The 19,267-nt window shown below is 63.2% G+C and carries 11 protein-coding genes and 1 tRNA gene; 11 read left to right on the top strand and 1 reads right to left on the bottom strand.

What is annotated here, in order from left to right; all coding sequences use genetic code 11:
- Positions 1 to 261 precede the first annotated feature (261 nt).
- The 11 genes from ABGT79_RS02465 (at position 262) to ABGT79_RS02415 (ending at position 18,221) form a co-directional block, all read left to right on the top strand.
- Positions 262 to 1,080, top strand: coding sequence for a YMGG-like glycine zipper-containing protein (locus ABGT79_RS02465; protein WP_294485249.1), 819 nt, complete (start codon positions 262 to 264; stop codon positions 1,078 to 1,080).
- Between the two features lie 125 nt (positions 1,081 to 1,205).
- Positions 1,206 to 2,327: a hypothetical protein gene (locus tag ABGT79_RS02460; RefSeq protein WP_346664858.1), complete on the top strand. Its 1,122-nt coding sequence runs from the start codon at positions 1,206 to 1,208 to the stop codon at positions 2,325 to 2,327.
- Positions 2,324 to 4,534: a hypothetical protein gene (locus ABGT79_RS02455; protein ID WP_346664857.1), complete on the top strand. Its 2,211-nt coding sequence runs from the start codon at positions 2,324 to 2,326 to the stop codon at positions 4,532 to 4,534. The genes ABGT79_RS02460 and ABGT79_RS02455 overlap by 4 nt, the downstream gene beginning before the upstream one ends.
- Before the next feature lie 15 nt (positions 4,535 to 4,549).
- Complete coding sequence (locus tag ABGT79_RS02450; protein ID WP_346664856.1) at positions 4,550 to 7,822, top strand: virulence factor SrfB; 3,273 nt, start codon at positions 4,550 to 4,552, stop codon at positions 7,820 to 7,822.
- Positions 7,823 to 7,861: 39 nt separating this feature from the next.
- Positions 7,862 to 10,543 (top strand): virulence factor SrfC family protein, encoded by a 2,682-nt coding sequence (locus tag ABGT79_RS02445; protein ID WP_346664855.1) that lies wholly within the window; start codon positions 7,862 to 7,864, stop codon positions 10,541 to 10,543.
- A 23-nt stretch (positions 10,544 to 10,566) separates the two neighbouring features.
- Positions 10,567 to 11,907: a hypothetical protein gene (locus tag ABGT79_RS02440; RefSeq protein ID WP_346664854.1), complete on the top strand. Its 1,341-nt coding sequence runs from the start codon at positions 10,567 to 10,569 to the stop codon at positions 11,905 to 11,907.
- A gap of 7 nt (positions 11,908 to 11,914) precedes the next feature.
- The gene (locus tag ABGT79_RS02435) at positions 11,915 to 13,906 is read left to right on the top strand and encodes a vWA domain-containing protein (protein WP_294485236.1); all 1,992 of its coding nucleotides are present in this window, start codon (positions 11,915 to 11,917) and stop codon (positions 13,904 to 13,906) included.
- Positions 13,906 to 14,637: an ATP-binding cassette domain-containing protein gene (locus ABGT79_RS02430; protein ID WP_346664853.1), complete on the top strand. Its 732-nt coding sequence runs from the start codon at positions 13,906 to 13,908 to the stop codon at positions 14,635 to 14,637. The genes ABGT79_RS02435 and ABGT79_RS02430 overlap by 1 nt, the downstream gene beginning before the upstream one ends.
- A complete protein-coding gene (locus ABGT79_RS02425; RefSeq protein ID WP_346664852.1) occupies positions 14,637 to 15,863 on the top strand; it encodes an FtsX-like permease family protein in 1,227 nt (408 codons plus the stop codon). The genes ABGT79_RS02430 and ABGT79_RS02425 overlap by 1 nt, the downstream gene beginning before the upstream one ends.
- Positions 15,864 to 15,881: 18 nt before the next feature.
- A complete protein-coding gene (locus ABGT79_RS02420; protein WP_346664851.1) occupies positions 15,882 to 17,729 on the top strand; it encodes an SUMF1/EgtB/PvdO family nonheme iron enzyme in 1,848 nt (615 codons plus the stop codon).
- Between the two features lie 3 nt (positions 17,730 to 17,732).
- Positions 17,733 to 18,221, top strand: a complete 489-nt coding sequence (locus tag ABGT79_RS02415) for a hypothetical protein (protein WP_346664850.1) — start codon at positions 17,733 to 17,735, stop codon at positions 18,219 to 18,221.
- Between the two features lie 702 nt (positions 18,222 to 18,923).
- Here the strand turns inward: ABGT79_RS02415 and ABGT79_RS02410 are convergent.
- Positions 18,924 to 18,999 (bottom strand) — tRNA-Phe (locus ABGT79_RS02410).
- Positions 19,000 to 19,267 lie beyond the last annotated feature (268 nt).

The raw sequence follows: 19,267 nt of genomic DNA, 5'->3' as shown, positions 1-19,267 counted from the left end.
TGCCTCTTGACCGGCTCTGTTCGTAGTGATTATAAAAAAACAGTTGGTCCGAAAACTTGCGGATTTCGCAGGGATCAGATGTTTTTATATTTCATTAAGATAATTAAATTGGTAAATTATATGATTTCTTATAAAAAACTCCACGAATTGTTGTTAAACTGTCTGCAGGACTCGCTGCGCGATCTGCTTGTTCGGTAGGGCTCTGTTCCGCAGGGGGACAGGGCTCTTGCGTTTAAATGATTGTTTTTGGAGGAGGTTTTTATGAAAATGTCCAAAGCCCTGGTGTGGGCCGTGTCTGTAGCGCTGACCTTTTCTCTGGTCGGCTGCGGTCCCAAACAGACGGCTCCCGTCTTTCAGGCGCAGTACTATCCCGAATGCTATGATCCCATAGCCAAGCTGTGCAAGGATCAGGACAACACTCAGGAAGTGAAGGGCGCGGCCACGGGCGCTGTGCTCGGCGCGCTCGGCGGCGCGGTGATCGGCGGCATTGCCAAGGGCGACTGGAAGGGCGCTGCGGTTGGTGCGGCGGCCGGAGCCGTGGCCGGCGGCATGGTGGGCTTTTTCCAGGCCCGCCTGAGCAAGATCAGCGACAGAAACGAACGTCTGGCGGAATACCAGAAGATACTCGGCGAGAACGCCAGAGACTGGGATATTGAACGCGCGTCCGTGGAAAGAGCCTACAAGTGCTACAGCGATCAGATTGTGGCTCTGCGCAAGGCGGCCAAGGCGAAGAAGATTTCCAAGGAAGACTTCCTTGCCCGCATGAAGGAAATCCAGGCCGGCATTGAGAACATCAATACCTACTGGGCCGGCAGCCAGACCAGAATGGACGAACGTCTTGCCGACGGTGAATCGTTCATCAAGCAGCAGGAACAGGAAGATCAGATGCTGGCCAAGGCCAAGCAGCGCCAGGCCAAGAAGGATCTGCAGAAGATCCGTTCCGCGACGAACAGCCAGAAGACCAAGGTGCAGAACGACGCCAACCGCGTGAACAAGGCCAAGGGCCAGACCGAAAAGGAATATCAGGATGCGATGGCGTCCGTGGATCAGCTTTTCGGCGTGGCTGGCAAGCTCGCCTGATCGAGATTCCGGGAACCGAAAGCCGAAAGGCGCGGCGTTATGGTCCCGTCCGGAACACCGGACGGGACTTTGGGCGTATTGCAGAAAGGGTCGTCTGCCAGGCCCGCATCATTAAGGATTGAGTCATGGGAAACAATTACATCACGACAACGGAGAGGAGCGGCCTGACCGTAGCGCAGGTGGGCGGCAACGATATTTACAGGATGCTGCATCAGATTCGGAGCATTCTGGAGCTCGACGGCAAGCTTGGCGAGGATTACCTGTCGCTGTTTGCCGAGCCTGTGGACGGCGGACGCACCATTGACTGGTATGCCGACGACGAAGGCAAGGCCGTGCGCGTGATGGAGCTTCCCCGCGAGGAGCGGCAGCAGGTGCTGCAAAGGTTCCGGGAAATGTTTGAGTCTCTGCACGGCTACGCGGAGGGACTGCGTTCGGAAACCCGGAGTCAGACGTACCGCAACTATGCGGACATTCTGGAAAAAGCGGTGCTTGTGCCGGGAATCGAATACCTGTACGCGGTGAACGGAAAGCCGGTTCTGGTGGGCTGGGGATTTTCCGAAGGCGACAGCAGCGTGGTTGAGGAAGGCAGAAAGCTCATCAAGCAGATAGAGAAGACCATAGCCGAAGACAAGGCGCAGACGCAGCCCGCGCCCACGCCGACGCCGGCGGCCATGCCCTTTGCCGTGCCTGAGGAGGAGAAGCCCGCGCCGGAACCTGCTCCGCAGCCCGCGCCCGAGCCGAAACCGGAACCTGCGCCGAAGCCGGAGCCTGCGCCTGCCCCGCAAGTGAAGAAGGAGCCGGAAAAGAAGTCGTCGAAGCTGCTTCCCATTGTGGCGGCGATTGTGGTGCTGCTGATTGCGGCTGCGGCGTGGTTCTTCATGAATCAGAAGGACGAGCCTGCGCCCGACACGTCGTTTGCGTTTTTGAAGGGCGACATGAAGGCCGACGGCGTGCTGGCCAACGAGAACAACGAGAACGTGAATCTGCGTCTGAACTTTCCCGGCGAGGACGGCAGGGGCACGAGCTACGTGATCGAACCCTCGCAGACCTGCGAAGGCACGGTGGCGGCCAAGCACGGCCCGGGCAACACGGTGGTGTTCGAGATGAGCGAGATGGTGTGCCCGAACGGCAACAATTATCATCCGTTTTCTCTGGTGTGCGTGAAGGGCGAGAAGTCCTGCACCGGCACCAACAGCAACGGCGAGTCCTGGCATATTGAAATCAATGTCGGAGGAGGTGCGCAATGAGCGCGTTGTGGAAGTCCATAGGCTGCGCCGTCGTGGCCGCGTCGCTGATCATGCCTGCTCCGGTGTTTGCCAACAGTCTGCGTCTGGCCTCGAAGGGCGGGGCGCAGGAGCAGGCCGCGCAGGAATCCGACGCGGGCGGCGAGGTGTCCGAGGCGCTGAAGTCTGCGGAAGCGGCGCAGCAGGCCGCGGAAGCGGCGAACAAGGCTGCGGAGGAAGCGCAGAAGAGCGCTGAGGAAAAGCAGAGCGACGTGGCTCGCCGGGCGGCGGAAGCGGCAAGGCAGGCGGCCGACGAGGCCGGAAGCTCGGCCGAAGACGCGCAGAAGGCGGCGGACGCGGCGAAGAAGGCCGGAGAGTCCGGCCGTGCCGATGCGGCAAAGAAGGCCGCGGAAGAAGCGGCGCAGGCTGCCGAAAAGGCGCAGAGTGCGGCGCAAAAGGCGCAGAGCTCCGCGAATGATGCGGCGCAGGCCGAAGAAGGCGAGCCTCTGGTGCTGCCTTCCGAAAAGGACGACGCAAGTGACGGCTCCGATGCGAAGAATGCGGCCGACGAGGCCGACGCGAAGAGTGCGGAAGGCGCTCAGGCTGCCGCCGAAGATGCGGCGAATCAGGCCGCGCTCGACGCCGTGACCGGACTTCGCCCCGGCGACAAGCGCAGCGACGTGAAGGGCGAGCCGCTGGTCATTCCCGAAGGCGCGGAAGATGCGTCGTTCCTTGCGGGCGACTGGAGTTTCGACCGCATGTTCGTGCGGCCGGACGGCGGCAGACTGCGCGCGGATTTTTCCTTTGACGGAAACGGACGCGGCGTTGCCGCGTTCACCGATGACAAGAACGTGCGGCACACGGCCGAGGCTGCGGCTTCGATGAGCGACGGCGTGCTCAAGATTCAGACCACGCCCTACACGAATCCCGAGTCCTCGCAGGTGTACTATCCCGAATTCATGGAATGCGAAAACAGCGACGGCGCGGCGCTGTGCCGCGGCACGGACGGCTTTTCCGCCTGGGAAGGCGAACGCCTGATGGGCGAGCCCTCGAAGAAGGCCTCTTCAAGCCGCGCGGACAAGGCGGCCTCGGCCGGCGGCGCAAAGAAGAGCGCGGCCCGTCAGAGCGCCGGTCAGAGCGCTTCTTCCGGCGCAGGCGCGCAGCAGTACGCCGAGCTTTCCTCCGGCGGCGCGGAACTTCCGCCCGTGGTCATGGAGCAGGCCGAAAAGGCCCGCGCGACTTCCGGTTCCGACCCGGTGTCCGCGCTGGAAGGCGACTGGCGCTTCAGTCGCGATCTGGCCCGCAAGAGCGACGGTCAGAGCGTGGCGCTCGAATTTCATTTCGACAAGAACGGCCGCGGCTACTCGGTGATCCGCGACGGCTCCGGCAAGGACTTCAAGGCCGACGCCGAGGCCGGCAGCATGCCCGACGGCTCCCTGCGCGTGAAGACCGACGCCTACGACAACGGCAGCGGTCAGGGCTACTATCCCACGTTCATGGAATGCCGCAAGGGCGCGTCGTCCGAGCTCATGTGCGACGTGTCCAACGGCTGGACGCGCGTGGAAGACGGACAGCTCGTGTCCAAGGATTCTCTGGATCAGCAGGAACGGCAGCTGAACATGGAAGAGCTGCTGCCCGTGGCTCCCGAAACTCCGGGCGCAGCCTCTGCGGACAAGGCCGCCTCTTCGGCGCAGGCGGATTCCGGTCAGGCGGCGGGCGGCAACGTGGACATCGCCGGCATGCTGGCCCAGCTTTCGGACAACAGCGCGGCCGCGTCGAGCAAGATGTCCGCGGCGGTGGAGAGCCGCAGCGCCGCGTCGAAGGCGTCGTCGTCGAAGTCGGCCTCGTCCTCGTCTTCGCGGGGCAGCGCGCTTTCGCTGCCGCCCAAGGACGACACCATGTCCTTCCTTGAAGGGCACTGGCGCTGCAACACCGGGCTTGCCCGCGTGACCGACAATCAGCCCGTGGTGGTGGAGTTCCGCTTCGACAAGAACGGCAAGGGCACGGCCGCGGTGCGCGAGCTCTCGGGCCGCCGCTACGACGCTTCCGCCCACGCCACCTACAAGAAGGGCGTGCTGCGCATCAATACGTCCGATTTTCGCGCGAAGGACAACAGATCCGGCTATCACAAGAGTTACATCGAGTGCTACGACCAGGGCGGTCAGGCACTCTGCAACGGCAAGAATGGCGGCATCAGCTGGTACGGCGCGTCGTTTATCCGCCTGAAGTAGAAGGAGATCCTGGTCATGCATCAAATGCCGGAATATAAGGACACGGTAAGTCTCATCCCTTACGGGCTGCCGCAGTTTCTCGATTTCGAGCTGCCGCCCGAAAAGGCGCGCAAAATAAAGAAAACCTTTGTGGAGCAGGAAGTCTCCCTGCCCGACGGCGGCGCACAGAAAGACGGGGAAAGCGTGCAGCTGTGCGAGCTCATGGAAGATCCCGAAGAAGGCTACCTGCTCAATCCCGACGGACGGGGCGAGTACCTCGGCGAGGACTACTACACCGTGCAGGCCGAAAAGCATTTCGGGCCGTGGCTCGGCAAGTGGCTGCCCGTGCCGTTCTTCCGGCATTCCGGCGACGTTCACGACGACGGCCTGCCGCGCTTCCGCTCCGGCCCCACCAACTGGGCCCGCGCCTACGTGACCCGCGTGCCCTCGGCCGCCGATCCTGAAATATTCAACTGGCGCGTGGTGCTGGCCTTCGACATGCAGGTGGAAGAGCCGCAGAACGGCCGTCACGCCGCGCTCTCGCCCGACGACGTCACCGCCCGCGCCGTGTGCTCCCTCGCCGACCGGGAACGCGACAATTCCTGGTTCCTCACCGAGGGCTGGGTGGACGGCTGGCTCCATTCGCTCTGGGAGGACTACTTCCTCGACAGGGCCCACAGGAACGAACGCCCCCGCTGCATCGGCGAGAAGGAAAACCATCTGGACTATCTGGCGTCCTATCTCGTGTATCTGCAGTTTCTTCAGGCGGCCATCGGCCATCTGAACGTGCGCATCGTCAACCTTTCCGGCACGCAGGACAAGGCGTCGGATTCGCAGTCCACCGACACCATCGACGTGGATCTCATTCTCGACATCGGCAATTCCCGCAGCACCGGCATTCTGGTGGAGAATCAGCCGAGCAAGATCACCGATCTCAACGACAGCTACCGCCTGCAGCTGCGCGACCTGAGCCATCCCGAAAACTTCTACGCCGAACCCTTTGAAACGCGCGTGGAATTTTCCAAGGCCGATTTCGGCTCCATGGCCTTCAGCAAGCGTTCCGGCCGCCGGAGCAACGCCTTCACCTGGGTTTCGCCCGTGCGCACCGGCCCGGAAGCCAGCCGTCTGGCCGGTCTTTCCTCCAACGCCGAAGGCACCTCGGGCATGACCAGCCCCAAGCGCTACCTCTGGGATCAGGACAAGTCGAGCAATCTCTGGTACTTCAACCGGGCCAACGTCACCGACAGGGAGGAACTCGTCTCCTCGAATTCCATCTGCCGCTACCTGAACAACGAAGGCACGCCCGTGAGCTGCGTGCGTGAGCTCAATCCTACCGGCGAGGCTCCGGCCGCCAAGAGCTACCTCGCCAACCTGTTCAACGCCACGCTCCCCGGCTGCCGCAATCAGGACGCGCTGCCCGCCAACCAGCCGCGCTTCTCCCGCTCCTCCATGATGATGTTCCTGTTCATGGAACTCATTCAGCAGGCGCTCGTCACCATCAACTCGCCGGCCCAGCGCTATCGCCGTCCGTATCCCGACATGCCTCGCCGTCTGCGCAGCATCATCTTCACGGTGCCGCCGGGCATGCCCTTTGCCGAACAGCGCATCTACCGCCGCTGGGCCTACGCGGCCGTGAACATTCTCTGGGAGGCCCTCGGCTGGAAGAAGATCTTCTACGCGGAACCGCCCTCCGGCAAGGGCGGACGCCTTCGCGCCGCCGACGGCGGCACGCGCGACTTCCGCATGAATCCCGAAATCCGCTGCCGCTGGGACGAGGCCACCTGCACGCAGCTCGTGTACCTGTACAACGAAATCAACCGCAACTATCAGGGCGACGCGCATCTGTTCTTCGAGAGCATGGGCCGTCTGCGCACGGTTCCCCAGGAATTCGCCCCCGCCCAGACCGAAGTGAAGCCCACCCTGCGCGTGGCCACCATCGACATCGGCGGCGGCACCACGGATCTTTCCGTGACCACCTACGTGCTCGCCAACGACAAGTCTTCGACGAACCGCATCTGGCCCAAGCAGGAAATGCGCGACGGCTTCAACTTCGGCGGCGACGACGTGCTCAAGACCGTGGTTTCCGACATCGTGTGCCGGGCCATCATGGAAGGCCTCGTGAAGCGCGGCGTGGAAAAGAGCGCCGCCGACATGGCCATCCGCGACATGTTCGGCAAGAAGAGCGACAACACCCGCGTGCAGAACAACCGCATTCAGTTCCTGCGTCAGGTGGCGCTGCCCATCGCCTACGAAATCCTCGCCGAGTACGAGAAGAAGGATCTGCACGACGTGTCGGGCGAAATCAACGTGTCGGTGCGGTCGCTGTTCCGGGGCAAGGACGGCGCAGGTTCGGGCATCGGCGCGGCGCAGCCTCAGCAGTCCGTGGTGGACTTCTTCAACGAAACGCTTCAGACCCGCTGCGGCATCGCCATCGACGTGATGGACATGGAACTCAACGTGCGCTGCTCCGAAGTGGACAAGGCCGTGAGCGGCAGCGTGAGCGCCGTGCTCAACGGCATGGGCGAGGTCATAAGCGCCTACGACTGCGACGCGCTGCTGCTGACCGGCCGCCCCTCGTGCTGGAACGCGGTGGTGCGTCAGGTGTTCGCCATGCTTCCGGTGGCCCCCGACCGCGTGATTCCCATGCACACCTACCGCGTGGGACCGTGGTATCCCTTTGCCAACAACACGGGCCGCATCACCGATCCGAAGACCACGGTGGTCACGGGCGCCATTCTCTGCGCGCTTGCGGAAAACAGCATCGAAGGCTTCGTGTTCGATTCGAGCCGTCTGGAGCTCAAGAGCACCGCGCAGTACATCGGCGAACTCGACGTGCAGGGCTCGCTCTCGCGCGAAAAGGTGTGGTTCCCGAACCTGCATCCCGACAAGGCCAAGGGCGAGGACAAATACACCAAGGTGGTGGAATTCAGCGCGCCCATCACCATAGGCTTCCGTCAGCTCGAGGTGCCGCGCTGGACGGCCACGCGCTGCTGGCGCATGGAATTCGCCGACGAGGAGGCCCGTCACGCGGCGCAGGGACACACGCCCTACGAGGTGAAGGTGCAGTTCGTCATTCCCGAGCAGGACGAGGGACTCGACGACATTCCCGAAACCGGCCGCGACATCAAGGCCAAGCTGGACGAACCGCAGATCGACTACAGCGATCCCGAAGCCGTGCAGGAACGCCGCATGAACGGCGGACAGATGGAACTGGTCCGCGTTCCCGGGCGTCCGGTGCGGATTCTTCTGCGCACGCTGGGCAAGAAGGACGAGGAAGGCTGCTGGATGGACACCGGCATTCTGTTCTGATGCCCCTATCGAAAGCACATTTGAAAAGGAAGCCTTTTTATGGATAAGGATACGATTGTTGCCGAGGCCAGACGCCTTACCGACGCGGCGGAACAGGCCCAGCAGTGGATAGCGCGCAACGAGGAGCGGGTGCGTTCGTGCGGCAAGTCCAGGGAAGACGTGCTCGCCAAGCTGCGCCAGCAGGCAAGGCTGCTGCGCAAGCTCGGTCGCGCCGCGGAACGCAAGATGTGCGCGGGCGTGTTCGGACCGAGTCAGGCGGGCAAGTCCTACCTGCTCTCGTCGCTCGCCCGCGATGAAAACAAGGAAGTGCGCTGCGCCTTCGGCGATCAGACCTACGACTTCCTCCGGGATCTGAACCCCGGCGGAAACAAGGAATCCACGGGTCTCGTCACGCGCTTCACCATGACGCCCCCGGCCAACATGCCGGCGGGGTATCCGGTGCACGTGCGCCTGCTCTCCGAAACCGAGCTCGTCAAGATTTTCGCCAACTCCTACTTCTGCGACTGCGACCACAAGGAAAAGGTGGACAAGACCGCCATTCAGGCCGCGGTGTCGTCCCTCAAGGAACGCGCCGGGCAGCCGTGCGCGCACATCACGCTCGACGTCATGGAGGAGCTGCGCGAATACGTGAGCAATTCCTTCGGCGGCATGAGCCGCGCGGCCGCGCTCGAAGAAGTGTACTGGCGCGACGCCATTGCGCTTGCCCCGCGCCTTTCCCTCGACGACCGCGTGAAGCTTTTCGGCATCATCTGGGACGGTATTCCGGAATTCAACGACATGTTCCAGGCGCTCTCTTCGGATCTGGCGCGTCTCGGCAACGCCGAGGAGGCGTTCTGCTCCATGGACGCGCTCGTGCCCCGCGAGGCGAGCATCATCGACGTGGACACCCTCGGCCGCACGGACTTCTCGCTCTCCCACGTGAGCGGCGAAGTGCAGATGTGCACCCCCGAAGGCCGCAAGGCCGCGGTTTCGCGCAAGAACGCCTCGGCGGTCATTGCCGAGCTCACCCTCGTGATGACCCACAAGCCCGCCGACTACTTCGATCACACCGATCTTCTGGACTTCCCGGGCTACAAGGCGCGTCTGGAATGTTCGGACATCCGCGACTACCTGCACAAGGGCCGCGCCGACAGCGCGGTGGAACAGTTCTTCCGCCGCGGCAAGGTGGCGTACCTGTTCCAGCGCTACAACGCCGAGCGCGAGCTGACGAGTCTGCTTCTGTGCGTGGCCACCACCGACAACACGCCCGGCCTGCCCGCCGCCGTGGAGGAATGGATCACCGCCACTCACGGCAAGACCCCGGAAGACCGCGTTCACGCCAAGACCGCGCTGTTCTACATTCTCACGAAGTCGGATCATCACTTCGAGGAGAAGAGCGGCGCCAAGTTTGAAACCCGCTGGGACGACGTGGTGAAGGGCGTGTTTCTCGGCCACTTCTCCGGAGCGTACAGTCAGAACACCCGCTGGGTGGAGGAATGGACGCCGAATCAGCCCTTCAACAATCTGTACATGCTGCGCAACGTGAACATCCGTTGGGACAACATGATGACCTACAACGCCGAGGGCCGGGAAACGGGCGTGCGCGAGGACAAGGAACAGTATCGCGACGAGCTGCGCAAGGCGTTCATCGAATCGGCGCTGGTGCAGCGTCATTTCCGCTCGCCGGCCACGGCCTTCGACGAAATCATGAATCCCAACGACGGCGGCATCGAGCACATCAAGCGCTGCCTCCAGCCGCTGTGCGATCCCAATCTCAAGCTCGGTCAGATATCCAACGCCCTCTATGCCGCAAGACAGACGCTCTACGCCACGCTTGCGCCGTTCTATCATTCCGGCAATCAGGAGGAGGAGCTCAAGAAGAAGATGGCGCTGTTCGGCCGCTTCGGCAAGCTGTTCATGAATCCGAACTTCCAGGAACGCTTCCCCGAACTGCTGAACAACTTCAAGATTTCTCCCGAGCAGCTCTACTATCTGTACAGCGAGGCGGAACGCAGCTTCGACGAGTATCGGGAGTCGTCGTTCAGCATGCCGGAGGAGGCGGAAAGCGCGCCGGAGACCGATACGCTCGACATGTCGGACGTCGATCCTCTGGACTTCTTCGACGAGCCCGCGCCTGCCGCGCCCGGCAAAAAGGAACCCTCGCCCGCGGACAAGGACGAGCTTTCGTTCTACGCCGAGCGCATCATCGAGGCGTGGAGCATGCGCATGCGCTCGCTTGCCGACACCACGGAATGCACGAGCTACTACCTGTTCCCGAAGACCATCTTTCTTGCGGTGCTTGACGAATTCGACGCGGCCGTGGCCCGTCTGAACATCGAAGGGCGTCTGGAGAACAAGTTCCGGGAAATCGCCCAGCCCGTGGACGTGCCCAAGGAAAGCAAGATCCGCAAGCAGGCGAGTTACGCCATAGGCGTGCTCAACGACTTCGTGAGCTGGATGGGCAAGAAGCCCGCGGAAAGCAACGAATCGCAGCGCGTGGTGAACTATCGGGGTCAGAACGTCACGGTGTTCCGCGACAAGCCGCAGATCACGGGATATCCCGTGCTGCCGGAAACGTTCAAGCCTTTCGTGAAGCAGTGGTACAAGGACTGGCTCACCACGTTTTACGGCATGCTGGTGGACAACGTCACCTTTACCGACGGGCTCAAGATCAATCTTGAGGAAAACGCGAAGCTCGGCAGGATCATCAATCAGATTAACGGGGAACAGGCAAGCGCATGAGAGCGGAATTTACACAGGACGGAATGAATCAGGGCTATGCCCGGGTAACGCTGACGCGGGAAGCAGGCGACGCCGCCTTTTACGAAGAGGGCGACAGCATTGCGCTGGGGCATTTTCCGGGGAACTCGTGCGAGTATCTGTGCGCGAGCGGAAACAGAAACTGGAGCGGCGCGCCGGAAGCGCTGGCTCTGGAAGTGAAGCCCGAAGTGCAGGGCGAGAGCGTGTCGTTTGAGCTCCAGCCCGCCTACGTGGACAGCATGGACGACGGCGTGTATCGCGTCTGCCTCATGGGCGCGGACGGCCGCGTGAAGGCGGAAACCGACGACATGCCCGCCTACGATGTGAGCTGGTCCGGGCTGGAAGGCACGAGCACCATCAAGGATTACCGCCTTGAGGAAGCCCGTCTTCGCGAAGAAGAGGAGGCCGCGCGCCGAAAGGAACGCGAAGAGGCGGAACGGCGCAGAGCTGAGGAAGAGGCGGCGAAGGCCGCAGGCGCGGCGGAAGCCGGATCTTCCGAGGAGCTGCCCTCGCTTGACGCGGGCGGCAGCGCGCCTGCGGCCCCGCAGGGCAAGAGCCGCGCGCCGCTCATTGCGGCGGCCGTGGTGGTGGCGCTTCTTGCGGCCGGCGGCGCGTATTTCATGACGCAGGGCGGCAGCGAGCCTTCCGCCGAGCAGGCCGAGCAGGACAAGGCGGCGCAGGAAAAGGCCGAGGCCGAGAAGAAGGCCGCGGAAGAAGCCGCGAAGGCCGAAGCCGAAAAGAAGGCCGCTGCGGAAAAGCAGGCGGCCGAGGAAGCGGCGAAGGCCGAAGCGGAAAAGGCGGCGGCTGAAAAGGCTGCTGCTGAAAAAGCTGCTGCTGAAAAAGCTGCTGCTGAAAAAGCCGCTGCTGAAAAAGCCGCTGCTGAAAAAGCCGCTGCTGAAAAAGCCGCGGCGGAAAAGGCGGCTGCGGACAAGGCTGCGGCCGAAAAGGCTGCCGCGGAGAAGAAGGCCGCGGAAGAGGCGGCCATGCGCGCCGACGCCAGGGGACGCGTGGCCTCGTTCTTTGTCGGGGAACGCAATCCCGAGGCGGCCATGAAGCTTGCGAGCGAACTCGACGCCGACACGCCGGAACAGCAGGACGCCATTTTCCGCCTGTACTACTACGCTGCGGGCGAAGACAATGCGCAGGCCGCGCAGCGCTACGCCGAATGCGTGGATCCCTCGCGTCCGGCGTGGGGCAGCATCAGCAAGGACGGCGCGGAAGCCTGGTACTATTACGGCAAGTCGCCCGACGGGGAAAAGGCCCGCGCCTCTCTCAAGGCCTGGACGGAAAAGGCCGCGGCCGAAGGCAACGCCGAGGCGGCCGCCTGGCTCAAGGACATGAAGTAGGTTTCCCATGAAGCATGTTATTGCAGCATCCATGTTGTGCGCGCTGACGCTTTTCGCGCCCTGCCTTGCGCAGGCCGAGCAGCCTCTCGTGCAGGAAGGCAAAACCACGGTGTTTCAGCGCGTGGTGTCGCATCCCGGGGCAAAGCTCTACAGCGACGCCTCGGCCTCCAAGGTGGTGGGCAATCCGCGCACCTTCACTTCCTATTACGTGTACGCCCGGCAGAACGACATGCTGCGCGTAGGCGTGTCCTCCACCGGTTCGGACGGCTGGCTCAAGATCTCCGAAACCACCGAATGGCCGCAGGCCATCACCATGGTGTTCACCGATCAGATGGGACGTCAGCCGGTGCTGTTCTTCCGCAGTCACGACGCCATCGTGGATCTGTGCACGGCCGACAGCATCAAGGACACCGTGGCGCAGTACGTGGAGCTCTTCAACACGCCCGGCGCGCGCAAGCCCGCGGATCTGCCGGTCATTGCCGCCGAGCCCATGGAAAAGGACGGACAGGTGTCGCAGAAGAACTTCTATCTTCTGCCCGTGCTCTCCACGGACGATCAGTTCAAGGACAGCGGCACGCAGCTTCTTCAGGTGGCCTGCATCGATCCCGGCGTGCAGAAGGATCCCGAAAAGGACGCCGACAAGGAAAAGGCCAAGGGTTCCGACGGCATGACCACGGGCATCGTGTTCATCATCGACACCACGAAGTCCATGAAGCCCTACATCGATCAGACCCGCGAAATCATTCGCACGGTGTACGACAGACTCCAGAAGTCGCCCGCCAAGGACAAGGTGGCCATTGCCGTGGTAGCGTTCCGCAGCAACGTGGAAAAGCGCCCGGCCACCGAGTACAACACGCGCATCGTGAGCGATTTCGCCACGGTGGAGGAGCGCTCGTCGCTGGAGCGCATGCTCGATCAGGTGGAGGAGTGTCAGGCGTCCACCCACGCCTTCGACGAAGACTCCCTCGCCGGCGTGAAGGAGGCCGTGGATTCCTTGAGCTGGAACCGCGTGGACGCCAAGACCATGCTGCTCATCACCGACGCCGGGCCTCTTGCGGGGAGCGATCCCACGTCGAAGACCGGCATGTCGCCGGAAGGCATGGCCGACTACCTGCGCACGAACAAGATATTCCTCACGGCCGTTCACGTGAAGACGCCCGCAGGCAAGAAGGATCATTCCTACGCGGAAGAGAGCTACCGCGCGCTTTCCATGCTGAGCAACAACCGTTCGAGCTACATTCCCATCAACGCGCCCACGCCCGCGGAAGGCGCGCGTCAGTTCCAGGCCGTGGGCAAGCTCATTGCCGAAACCTACTGCAACATTGCCGAACAGCAGCTCAAGGGCGGCATGCTGAACAAGCCCAAGACGCAGGATCTGCCCAAGTCCGCCTCGCCGGAAGAGCGGGCCCGCCGCACGGCCGAGGCCATCGGCTACGCCATGCAGCTTCAGTTCGTGGGCGACAACCGCGGCACCACGGCTCCGCAGGTGGTGAGCGCCTGGATTGCCGATTCCGACCTCACGTCGCTGGAAGAGAATCCCAACGGCGCGCCCGTGCCTGCGGTGTATCCGGCGGTGCTGCTCACCAAGCTGCAGCTCAGCCAGCTGCGCAAGCAGCTCAAGCTCATCATTTCCACGGCCGAAGAGGCGTTTTTGCAGGACAGCGAACACTTCAACTTCTATGAACAGCTCATATCGGCGGCCGCGCAGATGAGCCGCGACCCGTCGAGCTTCAACAAGGATCCGGAAGCGAACCTCGCCCAGAAGGGCGTGCTGCTCGAAGTGCTGGACGGTCTGCCCTACAAGAGTCAGGTGCTGCGCCTGCGTCAGGAGGACTGGACCGACATGAGCACCGGCCAGCAGCAGGAGTTCATCCGTCGCCTCAAGGGGCTCGTGCGCCGCTATGAGGAATACGACCGCGACAACACCCACTGGGAGGGCTTCGGTTCCCCCAACACCAACGAATGGGTGTACCGCGTGCCGCTGGACATGCTGCCGTAATGATAGCGCATCTTGAAAACGTGACCAAACAGCGCGACATGGGGGCGGGCTACCGCCTCCATATCCGCCGTTTTTCCGTGCAGGAAGGGGAGAGCATCGCCATCACCGGGCCGAGCGGCTGCGGCAAGAGCACCACGCTCGATCTTCTGGGCATGGTGCTGCGTCCCGACGAGGCGGGAACCTTCGTCTTTTCCTTCGACGGCAAAGAGGCGGACGTCGCCGGGCTGTGGAGCCGGGGCAGAACCGACGCGCTCACGGATCTGCGCCGCCGTCACCTGGGCTACGTGCTCCAGACGGGCGGCCTCTTTCCCTTCCTGACCGTGGAGGAAAACGTGAAGCTCACGGCGCTTGCCGCAGGCATGGAGCCCGCGCAGGCCGCAAAGCGCGCCGACGCGCTCATGGAACGCCTCGGCATCGCCCGGCTGCGCCGCGCGGAGCCTGCGTCGCTGTCCATAGGCGAGAGGCAGCGCGCGGCCATCGCCCGGGCGCTGGCGCCGCAGCCGCGCCTTCTGCTTGCCGACGAACCTACCGCCGCCCTGGATCCCGGACTCTCCCGCACGGTCATGAAACTGTTTCTCGACGTGGTGCGGGAAAGCGGCTCGTCGGTGGTCATGGTGTCGCACGACGTGTCCCTCGTGCATGAGTTCGCCTTCCGCGAAGTGCCCGTGGTCGTGCGCAGCGAAGGCGATCACCTGAGCGCCTTTCTGGACGATCAGGCCGGAGGTCGCTGATGTTCCGTCTGCTGTTTTTGTCCCTGCGTCTTGCCCTGCGCGACTGGCTGCACGAACGCAGCCTCTCCTTCTGCGGCGTGCTCGCCCTGGCCAGCATGCTTGCGCCGCTGCTCGTCCTGCACGGGGTGCACATGGGCGTCATCGAGCGCCTCAGGGAAAATCTCATGCGCGATCCCGCCGTGCTGGTGCTCATTCCTTCCGGGGGGAGCGGCGCAGGCTTCGAGGAAGACTTCATCCGCAAAGTTTCCGAACAGCCCGGCTGCCGCTTCTGCATCGGCCGCACCCGCGACGTGGCTTCCGAACTGCAGCTCTCGGCGGGCGAGCGGCGGCAGACCGTCACGCTAGAAGCCTCGGCCCCGGGCGATCCCGTGCTTGAGGACTACGGCGCCTCTTCGCCGAAATCCACGCCGGAGCGCTTTGAAATCGTGCTTTCGTCCAGCGTTGCCGACAGGCTCAAGGTCGCGCCCGGAGACAAGGTTTCGGCGTCGCTCGGGCGGCGGCTTTCGTCGGGGCGGTTCCAGCGCCGCGCGCTGGAATTCGTGGTGACGGGCGTGCTTCCGCCCTCGGCCACGGGCATGGACACCGCCTTCGTGGACATGAACACCCTCACCGCCGTGCAGGATTTCCGCGACGGCGTGAGTTCCGATCTTCTGGGCTTTGAAGGCGATCTGCCGCCGGCAGAGTCGCGGCACTTTGCCTCGTTCCGCGCCTACGCCCGCTCGCTCGACGACGTGGAACCCCTCGAAGACTGGTTTGAAGCGCAGCATGTGAGCGTCAAGACGCGCTCGCGCGACATCGCCAACATCAGGAGCATCGATTCCACGCTCTCGTCGGTCATCATGCTCATTGCGCTTGTCGCCTGCGCGGGCTTTTTTGCGTTCATGGCGAGCACGGCGCAGGCGGCCGTGCGCCGCAAGTGGAAGCTCATGGGCATGCTGCGGCTCATCGGCTTCACGCGCTCGTCGCTGCTGGCGTATCCCGTGGCGCAGGCCATGGCCACCGGAGCCGCGGGCAGTGTGCTGGCCTTCGCCTTTTACGGCGCGGCGGCGCATGCCGTGGACATGATGTTTTCCGCGCAGACCGGGGGAGAAGCCATCTGCACGGTTTCGCCCGCGTTTTTCGCGTTCACGTTTCTTTGCGTGCAGCTTCTGGCCGTGCTGGCTTCGCTGCACGCCGCCGTGCGGGCCTCGGCCATTGAGCCGTCGGCGGTCATCAGAGAGTTGTAGAGAGTTCGGGGGTATGTCATGCTGAAAAGAACGGTCATTGTTTCCATGCTTGCTGCGGGGCTTCTTCTGTTGCCCTCCGTGGGCGAAGCCGCGCTCAAGTCCGCCAGGAAGGAAGCCGCTCAGGCGGCGGATCCTGCGGCCCTCTGCAATCCCCGGCCCGCGCCCGACGATCTGGAACTGCCCATGCCCTGCGGCATGAAAATGGTGCTGCGGCCCGTGGCCATTCCCGTGAACGGCCTTCTCGGCGACAAGTCCTTCAACATGGGCCTGAGCTCCACCGACGAAAACCGTGGCTTCTACGAAAAGCGCCGCACCGCGCACGTGAGCGCGCCGTTCCGGCAGGAAAATCTACCCGCGTCCTGGGTCGGCAGACTTCCCGCCGACGAAAAGGACGCCTACTGCTACTACTTCATCGGCAAGTACGAAATCACCAACGCGCAGTGGGCCGCGGTCATGGACGGCGCTGCGGTCACGGAAAAGGGCGATCTGCCGAAGAGCGACATTTCCTGGTACGATCTTCAGGAATTTCTGCGCCGCTACAACGAATGGCTGCTCTCCGAACACGCGGGCGACGTGCCCGCCATCGACGGCGTGCCGGGCTTCTTCCGCCTGCCCACGGAAACGGAATGGGAATTCGCCGCGCGCGGCGGCAATCTGCCGCCGGAAATGGAAGTGGACAACGACTTCATGCTCGGCGACGGCAAAACCGTGGAGGACTACGCGGTGTTCGGCTCGCGCTACGAGAACCCCCTGCCCGTGGGCTCGCGCATGGCAAACGCGCTGGGCATTTACGACATGGCGGGCAACGTGGCCGAACTTGTGCAGAGCGGATTCCGCTTCACCATTTCCGACAGCCTGGAAGGGGGCGGGCACATCCGTCGCCTGCACGGCGCGGAAGGCGGCTTGCTGGCCAAGGGCGGCAGCTTCCTCTCCGGCGACGAAAAGGACGTCTATCCCGGCAAGCGCGTGGAAGTGCGCATGTTCCAGAAGGAGCGCGACGGCAGGTTTCAGCCCTACAGCACGCGCTCGCTGGGTGCGAGAGTGGTGCTTGCGTCCATCAACATTCCGGGCATGGGCCGCGCCGAGGCCATCAGCAAGGAAGATGAGCGCCTGAGCGGCAGCGCCGCATCCGCGGAAAAGGCGGCCGAAGCGCCCGCGGCCGAAGTTGCGCAGGCTGCGTCCGACGCCGCGCCCGCCGCAGACGAGGCGAAAAGCGCCGCCAAACCGGCTTCCCGCGGGGACAGACTGGTCACCGTCAAGCTGGACGGCGATCCGCTCAAGGAACTGGAAAAGATCTACGCGGCCACGTCGTCGCCGTTCGTGAAGAGCAATCTGGATCAGTTCCGCGACCTGCTCAAGGACGTGAACGCCTCGCTGGCGCGAGAAAGAGACGCCAATCTGCTGAACTCGCTGCGTTCGGCCGTGTACAAGGCCGACTCGCTGTCGAACATTGCGTTCCGCTGCTATCAGCTCGACTTCACGCTTCGGGACGTGAAGCGGAAGATTCCCAATCTGCCCGCGGACAAGGAACGGCAGATGCGCGAACAGATTCTCGAACACTACAAGAATCTGGAAGTCTCCACCAACTTCTACCGGCTCAGCGTGAAGGAAATTGCGGCCTATCCGCGCAAGGACGTGGAAAACAAGATTCTTCAGCTGCGCAAGGAATACGTGGGCGACGACCGCCTCAACACCAACTTCCGCAACAATCTCGCGGCCTTTGCCGAGCACGTGGAATTCGCCAGATCGCAGGGCACGAGCCGCCTCACCAACAAGATGGTGTGGAACAAGATCATACCTTCCAAGGAAATGCTTTCGCTGCTGGACAAGCTCGGCAAGGAAATGAACAAAAAGAAGGGGAGATAGCTCATGGACAACGAGGAGGGAGTCGGACGGGAGCCGAAACGCGGCATCGGCGGATGGCTGCTGGTCTATGTCGTGCTCACGGCCCTGGGCATAGCGTTCACGCTGCTGCGAAGCCTGATGGATCTCTCGTCGGCGATGCATCCCGTGCTGTGGCGCTGCGAGCTTGTCGCCGCGCTGCTCACCTTTGCGTGGTATCTCACCTACGCGGCGGCGCTGTATCGTCTGGTCAGGCTGAAACCGGGAGCCGTGTCGAGCATCAAGACCATGATCGCTCTCACGCCCGTGTTCAGCGCGTGCCTGCCGTTTGCGTACTCGGCCGTGCTGACGCTGTCCGTGCCGGGAGCATCGCTTCTGCAGGTGCTGCGCGCGGTCTATTCCTCCCCTTCGCTTTGGGGAACTCTCGTCGGCATGGCGATCGTCGCGTTCGTGTGGCATCGCTATTTCTCGGTTTCCGAGCGCGTGCGCAACACCTGGCCGGAAACGCGCTTCTGAGCGCTTCCCGCATCATTCTTTTCTTCCTTTTTGCCTGAGAGAGGCTGCGGCGGCTTTGGCCGTCGCAGCCTCTCGGCGTCTGGTCGGCGGAGCGCGCCGGAAGCGGGGCGCGGCGCGTGGAGGAGGCGTGCAGCGAAGAGGGAAGGGCGTGACGAGGGCGGAGGGAATCGCACAAAGGGGAAGAAGCGGGGAAAAAGAGCGAGGCGGGAAGCGCGGGCAACAAGCGTGTGGAAGGAGGGCCGAGGGGCAGGGCGCAGGGCTGAGGGCCGCCGGGATTCGCCGAGAGCCGCAGCGGGGGGGACGCCCGGCCTGAACGCAGGGGAGCGCAGGAAGACGGCGGGAGAGGCTGCCATCGGGGCGGGATTGCGGCAGGAGCGGGCGCGCGTGAGGCGGCGCAGCCATGACGCCATGGCTCGCGTGGAGGGCAGTCCGGGGCAGGCGGGCGCTCAGACGGAAGATTCGGGCGGGCGGCGACGCCGCTTTTTTGCGCGCTGCCGGACGAAGATGCAGACGTGTGTGCGTCTCCGAAGAGTTCTTGAGCTCGGGCGCAGGGGGCAGAGACGTTCGGGGGAAAATTTGACCTTCTGCGGACAGGCAAAGTCGTTCCGGCAGTGCCGCCCTGGGGCGAGCTTCGGAACATCGTTTCCGTGCGCTCCCTGCGGAAAAAGAAAAAGCCCGGAACAACGTTCCGGGCTCGAAATATGGTGCCGAGGGACAGAATCGAACTGCCCACACGGGGATTTTCAGTCCCCTGCTCTACCAACTGAGCTACCTCGGCGCGACGAAAGATTTTGTATAGGAAGGCTCGGCGTTTGGCAAGGGGAAAATGGGCCATTTTCGCAATTTTTTTCGATTTTCGCGAATTTCTCCTGAAATTCAGGAGAATCGGCCCCGGTCCTCGCGGCGTCAACAGGGAATTTCGGATGGAAAGCCTCACATCATGCGACCGGGGCGCCGTTTTGGGGAGCTCCCGGCGCGTCGAAGGAGGCTTCACACGGCCCGCATCGCTCAGGCTCCGCGCCGAAGTCGCCCGGAAGTTCACTTGG

The organism is uncultured Mailhella sp. (genome assembly GCF_963931295.1).
In the GTDB taxonomy this organism is placed as follows: Bacteria; Desulfobacterota; Desulfovibrionia; order Desulfovibrionales; family Desulfovibrionaceae; genus Mailhella.
The sequence above is the reverse complement of the archived record's forward strand: the minus strand, read 5'-3'. Positions and strand labels throughout refer to the sequence as shown.